A 15,566-nucleotide genomic window follows, 5' to 3' on the forward strand; every position below is an offset into this window, starting at 1 on the left:
GTTTTTATGAGGTAATATTATTTTTTGCTAAGGTATTTAAAAGTTCGCGATAAGCATAATGTTTTATGGTTTCAGTAATTTTATTTGAATAAATAAAGGTGCTTGTGTTTCGTATTTTGACTTTATGGTTTTTGTGTTTTTGGGTCTAGGAAAGTAATGTTTTCGGGTTAATTTAGTCGTATTTAATTCTTTGGCTTGAGCCGAAAAATATTTTAGATAACGTAGTTTTATAAATTCGGTTTGTTATTTGGGAATAGCAAAAGAATATCTTTATGAAAAAAATGTTTCACGCAGATTTGGCAGATTGAGCGGATTATATTTTTAGCTACTCCGATAGTTATAAAAAGATTTTAGTATCTATGATTATCTGCTTAATCTGCGTGAAAACAAAAACAAAAACTATGGAAAAATCTACTACTGCAGAAATAAGGGATCGCTTTGATAATGATGTCGAACGATTTTCAAATTTAGATACGGGTCAATTATCTACAATTGACGCTAAAATTTCGTTGGAACTTATTACTGAAGCTTCTAAGAGAATTGTTCCTAATGCCAAAAATGTTTTGGATATAGGTTGTGGGGCAGGAAATTATACATTAATGATGTTGTCTAAAGTGCCAGATCTGAATTGTACTTTGGTTGATTTGAGTAAACCGATGCTGGATAAAGCTTTTGAAAGAGTTTCTGATGAAACTGACAGAAGGGTAGAAGTGAAGCATGGTGATATTCGTGAAGTTGAACTACAGGAAAATCAATATGATATTATTTTGGCAGGTGCAGTTTTGCATCATTTACGTGATGATCAGGATTGGGAAACTACGTTTACTAAGATTTTTAAATTATTAAAACCTGGTGGATGTTTTATGATTTCGGATTTAATTACTCAAGATACAGAGTTGCTAAATGAATATACTTGGGAAAGATATGGAGATTATCTAGAAGGTTTAGGAGGAAAAGAATATCGTAAAAATGTATTGGATTATGTTGCCAAAGAAGATTCTCCGAGATCGATGAATTATCAACTTGATTTAATGAAAAAGGTAGGTTTTAAGAGTGTCGAAATCTTACATAAGAATATGTGTTTTGGTGCTTTTGGCGGGATTAAGTAATTTTTTTGCCACGAACTTCACGAACGAACACGAATTATTTTTTTAAATTTAAAAAAGGTTGCTACGAATTCCATAAATCTACACGGATTTTAAGAATCAAGAGTCAAGTAATAAATTAGTGAAAATTAGTGAAGTTCGTGGCAAAAAGAACTTAAATTATATCTACAACAATTCGTCCAGTAGAAGAACCGTCACTCACTGCTTTATGCGCTTCGATGGCATTGTCTAAAGTGAATTTTCTGGTATCGATAAGGGGGTTTAATTTTCCTACTTCGAATAATTTTGTAGCTTCTGTTAAGATATCGCTGTGATGTTTTCTTCCTTCGCCACTAATTGCTGGATGTAATACAAAAACACCATGAATACTTGCTGAACGTAGTGAACTTGTAGCTAAAGTATGTGTACCAAAAGCGGCGCAACTACTAATTTGTCCATAATGACGAATGGCTTTTAACGAATCATCAAGAGATTGACCTCCAACAGTATCATATATAATATCAAAACCTTTTCCGTCTGTGTATTGGTTTACATACTCTTCGACTTGAGTGGTTTTATAATCAATAGGAGTTGCTCCGTACGATTTTACAATGTCTTCTTTTTGTTTAGAAACTGTTGCATAAACTTCTGCGCCTAAATTTTTGGCAAGCTGCACAACCATGTGCCCAACTCCGCCTGCGCCTGCGTGTACAAGGACTTTATCTCCTTTTTTTACTTTTGCTCTGTCAATTAAACCTTCCCATGCTGTAAGTAGTACTAGCGGAATTCCGGCAGCTTCTTTCATGGTTAAGTTTTTGGGTTTTATGGCTAACAAATCGGCATCAACTGCGGTGTATTCTGCTAGCGTTCCCTGAAGTCCTAAAACGCCACCTGCTAGTCCGTAAACTTCATCGCCAACTTTAAATTGAGTAACATCTTCTCCAATTGCTTCGATAACGCCGGCAAGGTCTGTTCCTAAAATAGCCGGTAATACAGGTGATGCATAAGGAGAAACTCCAATTCTGATTTTGTTATCGATTGGGTTTACACCGCTTGCATGTATTTTAACCAAAATTTCTCCTTTTTTTGGAGTTGGTTTTTCTATTTGTGTGTTTACAAATTCTGATTCGTAAGTATTTATAAAAAGTGCTCTCATTGTTATAGTATTTGTGCTGTTTTATAAACTTGTATTGGTGCCGAAAGTAAGTTTTCGCTATTTGTAATAAACTCTAGTAAGTAAGGTTGATTGTCGTGTATGTCTAGTCCTGATTGATCTTTCCATTCTTCCCAAATAATAAAAACGTTTTCTGCTTTATGTAGGTCGTAACGAATGCAAGCTGCTTCTTTTCTAGTTTCGGTAATTAAATGATTCAACATGCTTTGAACTTGCTCGATGTTTTCTTTTTTACTTTTAATAATGGCTGTAATTGAAATCATGATTATAAGGTTTTAAAAGTTTGTTCTAAATGTGTAGTGTAATTCTGCTTAAAGATACCAATATTTTCTGCAGTAGCACCTTTTTCGACATCATGAAAATGAAATCCATCTAATTTTTCCATTCCTACAAATTTATTCATTTTATGAAAGCCAAACATTACGCCATCATCTACAGATGTTTGCTCGAAGAATTCTCCTGGTAATGTAAAAGCTGCTGCTGGAGCGTTCCAGCTTGTGGTTAGCATATATTTGCGTCCGTGTAAAAGTCCGCCAGTTCCGTAATTGATATCAGGATTTGTTCTGGTTCTACCATCGCTTTTGTAAATTCCTTTGTTGTGACCTGCTGTAAATACGTCGTCGATGTATTTTTTGAAGCCATTTGGCACCTGAAACCACCAAACGGGTGTGTGATAAACGACTACATCTGCCCAAACAAATTTTTCGACTTCTTCGTCAAGATCAAATTCTTGTTTTATGTCGGTTGTTTTTACTTCGTAATTTTTGCTTTTTAAGTATTCAATTGTCCAATCGGTAACGGTTTCATTGAATTTTCCTCCTGAATGAGCAAAATTTTGACTTCCGTTGATAATAAATATTTTTTTCATCTTTTTATCTTCTAATGTGTAGTTATTGGTTTTGTGTGAGGGGGAGCAGCGGTATCCTTTTATTTTTTTTCTTTAAAAAATAAAAGATTTAGCGGATGACCCGACCCGTTTTTTTTACGGGTCACACCCAAATGTTTCTTATTTTGTTTTTGAAATTGCATGATTAATAAAATCAAGTTCTGAAGCTGATAAGTTGAAATCCATTGCTTTTGCGTTAGAAATTGCTTGTTCGGCATTTCGTGCACCTGCGAGTACGATTGTAATTCCTTTTTGTAATGTTGTCCAGCGTAAAACTAATTGTGCTACTGTTGCATTTTTGGTATTGGCTAATGAGCTTAGTTCTTCGACCAATGTTTTTACTTTTTGAAGATCAAACTGGCCGAAATATCCGTTTCTGTGATCGTTATCTTTTAGTTTGCTATCGGTAAAATATTTACCAGTTAGTAATCCTCTTTCCATCGGGCTGTAAGCAATAATTCCGATATTTTCTGCAATTGTAAGCGGCACTAAATCGGTTTGAATTGACTGATTTAACATGCTAAAAGGAACTTGATTTGATGCTAATTTTATTGTTTTTTGAGCTTCTTTAATTTGTTCTGGATTGTAATTACTAACTCCTGCAGCTCTGATTTTTCCTTGTTGGATTAAGGTTTCTAAAGCTTCCATCGTTTCCTGAATTGGAGTAGTGGAGTCTGGCCAGTGAATTTGTAGTAAATCGATATAATCGGTTTGAAGGCGTTTTAAGCTTTCTTCGACTTCTTTGATAATATTGGCTTTGGATGCATATTTATATACAGGAATTTGTTTTCCGTTGTCTTCGGCATTAAAAAAGAATTCTCCTTTGCCTTGATTGCTGCCATCCCAAACAAGTCCGAACTTGGTTAGCAATTGTACTTTTGTTCTATCTTGTGTTTTTAGGGCTTCGCCAATCATTTCTTCGCTTAATCCGAATCCGTAAAATGGTGCGGTGTCTAATGTTGTAACTCCATTATCGATTGAGGCGTGTATTGATGCTATCGAATCTTTCTTTTCGTTTCCGCCCCACATTGTACCTCCAATGGCAAATGCTCCGTATGTAATTGCTGATAATTCTAGTTCTGTATTACCTAATTTTCTATATTCCATAATATTGTATTTTATACGCTTTAAAAATGTTTAGCAAAATTATACCATTTTTATGATGGGTTATTTGTATATTTTTGTGTTTTTTAGGTACATTTGCAAACTCAATTAATTGGCATTATGAAAAAAGAAAATCTATACGAACCTTTTACGGTTTCTTTTGAAACGCTGGATGTATATCCTGATGTTGGAGACCGTCATAATTTTTTTGAACTGGTTTATATTTTAGAAGGAACGGGATCGCAATGTATCAATAAGAATATTTTTGAATATGATGCGGGACATATGTTTTTGTTGACGCCGGAAGATTGTCACAACTTTACAATTGAGTCTAAAACGAAGTTTTTCTTTTTGAGATTTAATGATATCTACTTGAAGAATTCTAGCTTGCAGAATGAAAATATTCAGCGTTTAGAGTATATTTTGCAAAATGCTAATCATCAGCCTGGTTGTATTTTGAAAAATCATGCTGATAAATGTCTGGTTAAGGTAATGATTGAAGCAATTTGTCGTGAGCATCAGGATAAGGATGTTTATAATAAAGAGCTTATTCAGCAATTGGTGAATACCTTAATTATTGTTGTTGCCAGAAATATTGCGAAGTATTTGCCTGAGCAGGTAAATATTGGTTGTGAGGCTAAAGCGATGGATATCTTGCAATATATTCAGAATAATATTTATTATCCTGAACGTATTAAAGCGGAATCGATTAGTGATTATTTCGGGATTTCGAATACGTATTTAGGTCGTTACTTTAAGAAACATGCTAATGAAACGATGCAGCAATATATAAGTAATTATAAAACGAAACTAATTGAGCATCGTTTGCAATTTAGTGATAAGCGTATCAATGAGATTGCCTATGAATTTGGTTTTACGGATGAAAGCCATTTTAATAAGTTCTTTAAGAAACAGAGGGGAAATAGCCCTTCGGAGTTTAGGAAAGTGATACGACTTAATTAAATAAGGAGTTTTGAACTAAAAAAATAGCCACAGATTAAAAGGATTTTTTAAGATAGCCTCGAATTGCACTAATTTTCACAAATTTATTTATTAGGTTAAAGAGAGCTGGAGTTTAAAAACTTTGTGAACCTTGCGTAAATCTTTGTGTGCTTTGCGGTTATTTTTTTTTGCCACAGATTAAAAAGATTTCTTAGTTTTTGTTTAAGTCTTCTTCTGCAGACCAAGTTGAGAATGCTGTATCTGCTCCGCCTATTTCGATTATTTGGTTTTTATGTGTCATTATGCCCAATCCGTGTTCTGAGTCCCAAGAGCATGAAAACATATAACCAATGTATGGAATATCATCTTTGAACACTGATGTTATATAAATTGAAGATGGTGATAATAGGTCTGCAAAATCTTTTGTTTGAGATATATCTGGCATGAAATCTTGTTTTTCATCCTCGGGATAATCATAGATTTCTTGTAATTTGGGGTACTTATTTAAAAGTTCTGAAAGAATGCTTTCTAGAATTGTTGTCTGGTTATTTTGTAGATATTCAATTCCGTTATTGTGTTCTATAGAATGTTCTTCAATTTCATCTGAATCTTCATCTAATATGGTGTAGTATATAGATTCATCTTTTTCGTTAAAGAATAGCTGCCAGTCTTTTAGGTTGATTTCGTGATATATTCCATCTTCGTCATCTTGTTCGTTTGCTGAAAGTTCTTTTGGGTTTTCAAGATGTTTGTTGAAAAATTCAAAACAAAATGGTGCTCTGGTGAATATGTATTCAGAATTTTCTTTGTGGCATAAATGGAGATATTCTAATGCTTTTTCTTCGTTACCGCATTCTAAACAGCATTCGCCACTGTAATAATTGTTTATGTAATCTGGATGTTTTTGTGATAGGGAATGAAGATTCATCATATCCAGCCATCGCTGCATATTATTATAGTCTTTTAGTTCTATATATTCATTAATCATTCGGCCAATAAAAATACTTCCTTGATGAATGTTGTATTTTTCATCGTCTGCCTCATGCCATTTTTCTTCGATATAACTAATTAAATCCTGAGTGGTTAATTTATTTTTCTTCAGTGAATACTTATCTAAAAAATTATCAATTTCTGCGATTATTTCTGGTGCATTTGACATTCTAAATTATTTTTAAGTTAAGTCTGATTTTTATACGTAAGTAGCTTTGGCTATGAATGAACTAGCTATAAAGTTTTTGTAATTTGTAAAGGAAGATCTATTAGATAATCTTTTTGATAACACGTAGTTTATGGGTGTGTCTGTTTGTTTCGGGATTGTAGATTCCTAAGTGGTCCAGACGATCAATTCGTACTTTTCCGCTAGCATGGATGATGTAATTATTGTCCATGATTATACCTACGTGAATGATGTTTCCTTCTTCATTATCAAAAAAGGCTAAATCACCTGCTTCACTTTCTTCAATGAAACTTAAAGAATCTCCTTGTAAGGCTTGTTGTGATGCGTCACGATGAATTTTATACCCGTTTAATTTGTAAACCATTTGTGTGAAACCTGAGCAATCTATCCCAAAAGGAGTTTTTCCTCCCCAAAGATATGGTGCGTTCTGGTACATAAAGGCAGTGTTTATTAAGTTTTTTTTAGGTTTTACACCGCTGGTTTTTGTGCCTTCGAATTCAAAATTTGAAGTGTTTATCTCGCTATTGTTTAAAAAGGTTAGCGATGCACCAAGCGGAATAGGTAGTAATAGATTATTTGGTGAAGTAATATAATCTATTAAATCAGCATTTAGTATTTGTGCATCCGAAGACAGTAAGTTATAATTTGCCTCAGATATAATTTGGTATTGTTTGGAATCGACCCAACCTTCGTAATCGTCGAATTGGATTTTAATTTTAGACCATTGATTTTGCTGTTCTAGAATTTCGAAGTGTTCTCCAAATAAAAGTTGGGTAACAATTTCGCTTCTGTCACTTGGTTCAAATCGAACAGGCACTATGGCTAGATTACAAATTCCGAACATTTAAGGTGTTTTATGAGTTAATAATCAGGAGTTATATAAACAATAACTCCTGATTTATATTTATTTATGCTCTTTCGATTACAATTGCCGAAGCTCCACCACCGCCATTACAAATAGCAGCAGCACCAATTTTGGCATTGTTTTGTTCTAAAACATTGATTAAAGTTACGATAATTCGAACTCCTGAGCAACCTAGTGGGTGTCCTAATGAAACTGCACCACCATTTACGTTTACTTTATCGTTATCTAGATCTAATATTTTTGCATTTGCTAATCCAACAACCGCAAAAGCTTCGTTGAATTCGAAATAGTCTACATCGCTTATTGAGATTCCTGCTTTGTCTAATGCTTTTGGTAATGCTTTTGCTGGACTTGTTGTAAACCATTTTGGTTCTTGTGCAGCATCTGCGTAACCTTTTATGTATGCAAGCGGTTTTAAACCTAATGCAATTGCTTTTTCTTCAGACATTAATACTACAGCGGCTGCACCATCATTTATAGTTGAAGCGTTTGCAGCAGTTACTGTTCCGTCTTTAGTGAATACAGCATTTAACGAAGGGATTTTATCTAACTTAACATTAGTGTATTCTTCGTCTTTTGATACGATTATTGGATCTCCTTTTCTTTGTGGTACTGCAACTGGAACGATTTCTGAATCAAATTTTCCTGCGTCCCAAGCTTTTGCACTTCTTTCATAAGATTGAATAGCAAAATTATCTTGATCTTCTCGGCTGATGTTGTATTCGGTTGCACATAAATCAGCGCAAACTCCCATTGCGTTGTTATCGTAAGCATCCGTCAAACCATCTTTTTGCATTCCGTCAACCATTGTAGTTGGTCCAAATTTAGTACCATTACGCATTTGTACATAATGTGGAATCAAACTCATGTTTTCCATTCCTCCAGCAACCACGATTTCGGCATCGCCACAAGCAATTGCCTGAGCACCGAACATTACTGCTTTCATTCCTGATGCGCAAACTTTGTTTACAGTCGTACAAGTTACTTCATTAGATAATCCGGCAAATAAAGCTGCCTGACGCGCTGGAGCTTGACCAACTCCTGCTTGTACTACGTTACCCATGAATACTTCATCAACTAAATTGGGGTCTAATTGTATTTTCTCTAAAGCTCCTTTAATAGCTACAGCACCTAATTTTGGGGCTGAGACTGTAGATAATCCTCCCATGAAACTTCCGATAGGGGTTCTAACGGCAGAAACAATAACAACTCTTTTGTTCATTTTCTGTGTGATTTAGTTAATGAAGCAAATTTAATGTTTATTTAAACAAATTCAAATTTTGAGTGTTTTGATTGTGTTTTTAAATTATTAGTAAAATTTATATAATTCTATTTGTTTGATAGTGAAGTGCTTTTGAAAAAAGATGAAAAAAGATTGAAAAAAGTCTCCGAAATACTTGTGAGATACGGAATGATGTCTTAGATTTGCAACCGCAAAACAGAACACGTTTCTTGAGCTTGGAGAGGTGCCAGAGCGGTAATGGAGCAGATTGCTAATCTGTCGACGGGTAACCGTCGCCAGGGTTCGAGTCCCTGTCTCTCCGCAGAATAAATTGCTTTTTGGATATTGGAGTTATCCTATTATTGTATCCTAATTAAGATTAGGAAAAGCATAGATAGAATCTTCGGGGTGTAGCGTAGCCCGGTTATCGCGCCTGCTTTGGGAGCAGGAGGCCGCAGGTTCGAATCCTGCCACCCCGACAAACTTTCCATTAAGTTTTAAAACAAATGGAAGCATAGCTCAGCTGAATAGAGCATACCGATTTTAATCGGTACGATCTTAAGGTTAAGTTGTATGAGAAATGGAGGCATAGCTCAGTTGGATAGAGCACCTGCCTTCTAAGCAGGCGGTCGAAGGTTCGAATCCTTCTGCCTTCACACTAAAACCCGCTAAACTAGCGGGTTTTTTGTTAAAATACAAGGACGTATAATTTAGCTAGATAAAAATATGCTTATTTTGAATAAGTTAAGTCTAGGTTAAGTTCTAAAATAAATGGAGGCATAGCTCAGTTGGATAGAGCATACCGATTTTCAATCGGTACGGTCTTAGGATTAAGTTGTAAAAATAAATGGAGGCATAGCTCAGTTGGATAGAGCACCTGCCTTCTAAGCAGGCGGTCGAAGGTTCGAATCCTTCTGCCTTCACATCAAAAACCACTCAAATCGAGTGGTTTTTTTGTTTATATGAAATTTCGTAGCTCAGTTGGATAGTGCATCCCGATTTTCAATCGGGACGGTCGAAGGTTCGAATCCTTCTGCCTTCACAAAAACCACTCAAATCGAGTGTTTTTTTTGTTTATATGAAATTTCATAGCTCAGTTGAATAGTGCATCCCGATTTTCAATCGGGACGTTTGAAGGTTCGAATCCTTCTGCCTTCACATTGAAATCTTCTTTAGAAATAGATTTTTATTTTAGATCTATACAAGATAAATGAAATGTAGTATTTTTATTTATGGTTTTTAGTTCGCCTTTAAATCTTATCTTGCTTTAATTCCAAAATGAATATTGTTATGAATTACTTTTATATTCTTTACTCAAAAGCATTAAATCAATATTATATAGGTCACACTTCAGAAAGTTTGGAAGAACGCTTACGGAAACATTTATCAAATCATTCTGGATTTACTGGAAAAGCAAAAGATTGGACTGTTGTTTATTTTGAAGAGTTTGAAACTAAATCATTGGCTTATAAGAGAGAGTTAGAAGTTAAAAAATGGAAAAGTAGATTAAGAGTTGAAAAATTGATAATGAATAGCCTAGCAGGATAACGCATCGCAATTTTTAACTAGTATGGCAAAAGGTTCGAATCCTTCTGCCTTCACATCAAAAACCACTCAAAGCGAGTGGTTTTTTAATGCATTTTAATTTTTATGTTATGATTGTTTTTTTTAACAATATTCCATATTTTCACATATTAGTATTTAAAAAATATTCTCGTCAATTTGAATATATATAATATTTAAACAAAGCTAAAATTGATAGAAACAAGTATATTTAGTCGATTATAATTTTAGTAACAGTGTTTTTATTGTGCCATAATTATGGTTTTCCGTAATATAACAAAAGTTAAAATAGTAATATTTGATAATATTTAAATTCAGAATATATGGATAATTCAATTATAGATGTTACAGGTGAATCCTATGACCTCTCAAATAATTTATCAAGAAACTCAAATGTTCCGTATTGGGGACATCAATATGTGTATTCATATTCTGAAATTAACTCTGCAACGAGTCAGCAGCGTGTTTTTTATAAAACTTATAAATTTAATTTTCTAAACAATATTTATACAAATCTTGAAGGTAATAATAACTATGCATTTATTTTACTTTTTGATCTCTTAAATGAATATGAAAATCACAAAAACACTATTCGTCTCGAAAAACAATTAAAAGAATTAAGGATTTACCATCCTAAAACTAAATCGTATTGTGTTTCGTATTTGGTAAAAAAATTATTAGAACACAGTCTTCATAAAGATGTAGAAAGAATCAGGAAAGAAGAAAATTACTATGATGATTATTCTGGATATGATTATTTAAAATTAGGTGCCCAATTTAGAGTTAAATTGGATTTAAATGACGCAGATGTAGAATTGTTAAACAAAGTATGGAATCCGGAAAATAATTTTTTTAGTATTGAATTTTGTGGACTTGAGGTTGTCAAATTTTATTTATATGTAATTAAAAAGATAGAAGAAAAGTATGAAAAAGAATCATCTTCTTTAAATCAAGAACTGGACAAAGTAGCCGATAGTATAGCTTGTAAACATTATAATTATCGAAAAGGAAGTAGTAATTATAAATATTCTATAGAGACCATTATCAACGAACTTCACTCTAATATTTTTAAATACTGCGAAAATGTTGTTCGTGAGAGTTTTGGACATAAAAGAAAACTTAATGTTGATTTACAGTATACTTCAGATTTGATTATTGAAGAATATAATAATCGGATAATTTTACGATTAAAAAAGATAATGCAAATTTATCTTCCTACAATAAACCAGCCAGATGAAAATACAGATTTTGAACTAAATGCGCAAAATACAACTCGTTGGAAAATAAAATTTGATGAATTGGTAAGTAAGTATAACAGCGATTCAAAAATTTTTATACAAGAAATTATTAATTTGGGGGCTCAAAATAAAAACAACCCTTCAGTTGAAAATATTTTTTATGAGGCATCAAAGTTTATTTCAAGTTATGATAAAGAAGACGCACTTACCTTATATGTTTATTATATCTACTATGATCTAAATTCAGTAAAATTTGATAATAAACAACTAAACTCAACTGTTCTAAAAAAACTCTTTAAAACTACTGAACAGTTGAATGAATTTCAGATTATTATTAGTCATTTTGTACAGGATAAAGATTTAGAAAAAGCATTAAAATTAATTCCAAGTGTATATGCTGCAAAGAGAAAAAAAATACAATTAGATAGACAGGCTATTCAGGATGTTCATGACAAACATTCTGGAACTGTTGAATTACTTAATGAATATTTGCGAGATGAAGATGATGTACAGGAAGTTGAAAAGCCACAAGAAGCTAACAATGAAATGTTATTACAAATGATGCCTAAGTCAGAAGAGATTCAAACAAGTTCTTTTGAAGATTCAATAAATTTTACGAAAATTCAACAAGAGATTCTTGATATTTTTTCAAAAGCAAATCTTTCTATTCTTCAGGCTGATTTTGAAATAGTAGCAAAATCAAAAGGGATGTTTAAGAATCAATTGATAGAGAGCATTAATGAGATTTGTTACGAAACATTAGATGATATTTTAATTGAAGAAGAAGAAGATTTTTACATTATAAACGAAACTTATTTTAACCGAATTTTAGCAAAATGATAGAAAATATAAAACCAAAAGAAGCGACGGCAATTATTAATTCATTAATTGGTGGTGTAGTACCAAAAATTGGAGTACAGCATATTACAGTTGGACGTTCTGAAGAAATAAGTGCATTTGTAAATGCATTAGATGATGTTAAAAACGGCCATAGTATGGTAAAGTTTTGGATTGGTGATTTTGGTTCTGGAAAATCATTCATGTTACATTTGTTAAATACTGTTGCATTAAAACAAAAATTTGTTGTAACAAATGCAGATTTTACGCCCGACAATAGACTTTACTCAAATGATGGTAAAGGAGTTGCGTTATATTCTGCTATTATGGATAATATTGCAATCCAAACAAAACCTGAAGGTGGTGCACTGCCTACATTAATGGAAAAATGGATAGAGCAAGTTATTTTAAAAACCGCACAAGAAAATAATATACTACTAGAAAATATTAGGAATGAGAAATATTTAGGACTCATTCAAAATAATATAATGAAAACGATTAATGAAATAACAGAAGTTGGTGGTTTTGATTTTGGTACAGTTGTAATGAAATATTACGAAGGTTATATAAAAGATGATGGGCAATTAAGAAGAAATGCATTAAAGTGGTTAAAAGGAGAATACAATACTAAAACTGAAGCAAAACAAGATTTAGGGGTTAGAGAAATAATAACCGATTTAAATTATTATGATATGCTAAAAAACTTCTGTAAACTATTTGTTAGCATGGGATATAGCGGTTTTATGATTAATCTTGATGAAGCTATAAATCTTTATAAAATTTCTACATCGGTAATGAGAGAAAAAAATTACGAAAAGATATTGAGTATTTATAATGATTGTTTTCAGGGAAAAGTAAATAATTTGTTTTTCAACTTTGCAGGAACTAAAGAAGTCTTAGAAAATGAACGAAGAGGGTTATTTAGTTATCATGCTTTAAAATCTCGTCTAGAAACAAATAAATTTGAAACTGCTGAAATTAGAGATTTTGCACAGCCGGTAATTAAATTACTTCCGCTAGATCATAATGAAGTTTTTGTACTGCTTAAAAAGCTTAAGGCAATTTTTGATTATAATTATAAAGTTGAAACCAACATTTCGGATAATGATATTCAAAATTTTATGGAAGAAATGTTTAATAAACCTGGTGCTTCAGAATTTTTAACGCCAAGAGAGGTTATTAGAGACTTTTTAAATATTCTCAATATTATTAGGCAGAATCCTAATTTAGATAAAGGAAAATTATTTGGAGATATTGAAATCTCAGACGAGAGACCTGATGTTGTTTTAATGGATAGCATAGAAGAATTATAATGTCTTTTGAGCTATTATCAGAACCTATCCGAAGATATATTCGAGATAAAAGATGGGAACAATTACGTCCCATTCAAAATGCTGCAATTACAAGAATTTTAACTACAGATAAACATTATATTTTAGTATCAAGAACGGCTTCAGGAAAAACTGAAGCGGCCTTTTTACCCGTTTTATCTCAAGTAAATTTTAATGAAAAAGGGGTTCAGATTTTATATATTTCGCCACTTATTGCGTTGATAAATGATCAATTTTTTCGCGTTGAGGAATTGTGTAAAAATTTAGAAGTAAATGTTGTAAAATGGCATGGAGAAGCAAATAAAACTTCAAAAGAAAAATTAGTAAAAGATCCAACAGGAATCGTTTTAATGACACCAGAATCTCTGGAAGCCATGTTTGTAAATAGACCTTACAATGTAAGGCATATTTTTTCGAATCTTAAATTTGTAATTATTGATGAAATTCACTCTTTTATTGGATCAGGAAGAGGTATACAATTAAAATCTCTTTTATCTAGATTACAGTATATAAATGAAAACAACTTTAGAATAATTGGTCTTTCGGCAACTTTAGGAGATTATGATGAAGCAAAGAAATTTGCGGGGAATAGTATAGAAACGGTAGTTTTAAGAGATAATGCATCAAAAGAAATTGAAGCGAAGTTTAAATATTTTGAAGGTGAAACAGGAGAATTACCTTTAAATCTTTTAAAAGATTTATATAAGGAAACCAAAGATAGTAAAGTCCTTATTTTTCCTAATAGTAGAGGACTTGCTGAAGAAGTAGCAGTTAAACTGAAGAAAATTTCTGAAAAGGTAAATGGGCATGTAAATTATTTTTCGCATCATTCTTCGGTTGATAAAGAGGTCAGAGAATATGTGGAATCTTTTGCTAAAAGTAATAACAGACAAAATTTTTGTATTTCATGTACTTCTACATTAGAACTTGGTATTGATATAGGTTCTGTTGATGAGGTGGTGCAAATCGATGCAACATATAGTATTGCATCTTTAATACAGCGCATTGGAAGAAGCGGACGAAGAGATGGTGCCAAAAGTTTTCTATTATTATATGCAACAGATAAATGGAGTTTACTGCAATCACTGGCTTGCTGGCATTTATATAAAGAAGGTTTTATAGAACCCAAAGAATCAATGGGATTTGCGTATGATCTGTTACTACATCAGGCATTATCGATTACAAAAGGACATTCTGGGATTCAATATTCTGAGTTGGTTAAACTTTTAAAGCAAAATTTTGCATTCAATGACATTGAGAATATTGATATAGAAGAAATCTTAAATCATTTGATTGATATAGATTTAATGGAAAAATTGCGAGACGAAGTAATAATAGGAATTGAAGGTGAAAAAATCGTTAACCATAGAGATTTCTATAGCGCATTTACTCTTGAAGACAATCTTAAAGTAGTGAATGCTGGTATTAAAATAGGTGAGATTCCGTGGAGTCCACAAATCATGGAAGATGAAAATATTTTACTGGCGGCTAAAATATGGAAGATTGTGTTTGTTGATCTCAAGTCAAAAAAAATTGAAGTTATACCAACAAACGATGGCAAGAAGCCCAAGTTCTCTGGCGTTGGTGGGATTGTTCATGCAGCTATTAGACAAAAAATGTTTGATATACTTTACCAGGATGAAATTTATACTGAACTCAATCAGGAATCGGCAGATATATTAGACGAAATGAGAAGTGATTTCTCACCTTTTGCTATAAAAAATGTTGAATCAGAAAGACCTTTGTTGATTTCAGAGAAAAAAATCATATTCTATACTTTTACAGGAACGAAAACAAACAGAACATTAGAATTTATTTTTAATGTTTTAGATATAAAAAACTCACTAGAAGATAGTGATAGTTCATTTGATATTTATCTTTCTAAGGATGACTTTTTATCTCAATTGATTTTTTTAAGTGCTAACGTACAGATTGTTGAAAAACTTATAACCGAAGAATTAGAGAGAAATCCAGAATTATTAAATGTTTCTAAATGGGGAATTTATCTTCCAGTTAAATATCAAATCGAATGGATGAAACAAAATTATTTTGATATAAAACAAACACAGGAATTTTTACTTAATCAAATCAATAATATTGTTACAAATTTATAGATTATCATGCTTTTATGATAATTTTAGA

At 32.3% G+C, this 15,566-nt stretch carries 13 protein-coding genes and 4 tRNA genes; 10 read left to right on the forward strand and 7 right to left on the reverse strand.

Translation table 11 applies throughout. The features are described 5' to 3' along the window. Window positions 1–401: 401 nt before the first annotated feature. On the forward strand, window positions 402–1,109 hold the full coding sequence (locus tag IW20_RS09715; RefSeq protein ID WP_035621362.1) for a class I SAM-dependent methyltransferase: 708 nt from the start codon (window positions 402–404) through the stop codon (window positions 1,107–1,109). A 151-nt stretch (window positions 1,110–1,260) separates the two neighbouring features. Here IW20_RS09715 and IW20_RS09720 read toward each other — a convergent pair whose 3' ends face one another. From IW20_RS09720 to IW20_RS09735, 4 genes are all read right to left on the reverse strand, one after another. Continuing rightward, window positions 1,261–2,241, reverse strand: a complete 981-nt coding sequence (locus IW20_RS09720) for a zinc-dependent alcohol dehydrogenase family protein (protein WP_035621364.1) — start codon at window positions 2,239–2,241, stop codon at window positions 1,261–1,263. A gap of 2 nt (window positions 2,242–2,243) precedes the next feature. Continuing rightward, window positions 2,244–2,522 (reverse strand): putative quinol monooxygenase, encoded by a 279-nt coding sequence (locus IW20_RS09725; protein WP_051885677.1) that lies wholly within the window; start codon window positions 2,520–2,522, stop codon window positions 2,244–2,246. Between the two features lie 2 nt (window positions 2,523–2,524). Next, window positions 2,525–3,127 carry an NAD(P)H-dependent oxidoreductase gene (locus IW20_RS09730; protein ID WP_035621367.1) on the reverse strand — a complete coding sequence of 201 codons (603 nt, stop codon included), beginning with the start codon at window positions 3,125–3,127 and terminating at the stop codon, window positions 2,525–2,527. Window positions 3,128–3,265: 138 nt separating this feature from the next. Then, window positions 3,266–4,252 (reverse strand): aldo/keto reductase, encoded by a 987-nt coding sequence (locus IW20_RS09735; protein ID WP_035621368.1) that lies wholly within the window; start codon window positions 4,250–4,252, stop codon window positions 3,266–3,268. A gap of 117 nt (window positions 4,253–4,369) precedes the next feature. Here IW20_RS09735 and IW20_RS09740 point away from each other — a divergent pair, with 117 nt between their 5' ends. Continuing rightward, window positions 4,370–5,212: an AraC family transcriptional regulator gene (locus IW20_RS09740; RefSeq protein ID WP_035621371.1), complete on the forward strand. Its 843-nt coding sequence runs from the start codon at window positions 4,370–4,372 to the stop codon at window positions 5,210–5,212. A gap of 190 nt (window positions 5,213–5,402) precedes the next feature. On the opposite strand, the gene IW20_RS26600 is transcribed toward IW20_RS09740, so the two are convergent. The 3 genes from IW20_RS26600 to IW20_RS09755 form a co-directional block, all read right to left on the reverse strand. Continuing rightward, window positions 5,403–6,350 (reverse strand): DUF6985 domain-containing protein, encoded by a 948-nt coding sequence (locus tag IW20_RS26600; protein WP_205625908.1) that lies wholly within the window; start codon window positions 6,348–6,350, stop codon window positions 5,403–5,405. 100 nt (window positions 6,351–6,450) lie between these two features. Continuing rightward, window positions 6,451–7,212, reverse strand: coding sequence for a C40 family peptidase (locus IW20_RS09750; protein ID WP_035621373.1), 762 nt, complete (start codon window positions 7,210–7,212; stop codon window positions 6,451–6,453). A gap of 64 nt (window positions 7,213–7,276) precedes the next feature. Beyond that, a complete protein-coding gene (locus IW20_RS09755; RefSeq protein WP_035621375.1) occupies window positions 7,277–8,455 on the reverse strand; it encodes an acetyl-CoA C-acyltransferase in 1,179 nt (392 codons plus the stop codon). Between the two features lie 238 nt (window positions 8,456–8,693). On the opposite strand from IW20_RS09755, the gene IW20_RS09760 reads away from it, so the two are divergent. From IW20_RS09760 to IW20_RS09805, 8 genes are all read left to right on the forward strand, one after another. After that, window positions 8,694–8,777, forward strand: a tRNA-Ser gene (locus IW20_RS09760). An 82-nt stretch (window positions 8,778–8,859) separates the two neighbouring features. Beyond that, a tRNA-Pro gene (locus tag IW20_RS09765) sits at window positions 8,860–8,934 on the forward strand. A 103-nt stretch (window positions 8,935–9,037) separates the two neighbouring features. Beyond that, window positions 9,038–9,111, forward strand: a tRNA-Arg gene (locus IW20_RS09770). A gap of 193 nt (window positions 9,112–9,304) precedes the next feature. Continuing rightward, window positions 9,305–9,378 (forward strand) — tRNA-Arg (locus tag IW20_RS09775). A gap of 367 nt (window positions 9,379–9,745) precedes the next feature. Further along, window positions 9,746–10,003 carry a GIY-YIG nuclease family protein gene (locus IW20_RS09790; protein ID WP_035621399.1) on the forward strand — a complete coding sequence of 86 codons (258 nt, stop codon included), beginning with the start codon at window positions 9,746–9,748 and terminating at the stop codon, window positions 10,001–10,003. 338 nt (window positions 10,004–10,341) lie between these two features. After that, window positions 10,342–12,096, forward strand: a complete 1,755-nt coding sequence (locus IW20_RS09795) for a tellurite resistance TerB C-terminal domain-containing protein (protein ID WP_035621376.1) — start codon at window positions 10,342–10,344, stop codon at window positions 12,094–12,096. Beyond that, complete coding sequence (locus IW20_RS09800) at window positions 12,093–13,406, forward strand: ATP-binding protein (protein ID WP_035621378.1); 1,314 nt, start codon at window positions 12,093–12,095, stop codon at window positions 13,404–13,406. Before IW20_RS09795 ends, IW20_RS09800 begins: the two co-directional genes overlap by 4 nt. Continuing rightward, window positions 13,406–15,538 (forward strand): DEAD/DEAH box helicase, encoded by a 2,133-nt coding sequence (locus tag IW20_RS09805; protein WP_035621380.1) that lies wholly within the window; start codon window positions 13,406–13,408, stop codon window positions 15,536–15,538. Before IW20_RS09800 ends, IW20_RS09805 begins: the two co-directional genes overlap by 1 nt. The last annotated feature ends 28 nt before the right edge of the window (window positions 15,539–15,566 follow it).

It is taken from the genome of Flavobacterium hydatis, assembly GCF_000737695.1.
Taxonomy (GTDB): Bacteria; Bacteroidota; Bacteroidia; order Flavobacteriales; family Flavobacteriaceae; genus Flavobacterium; species Flavobacterium hydatis.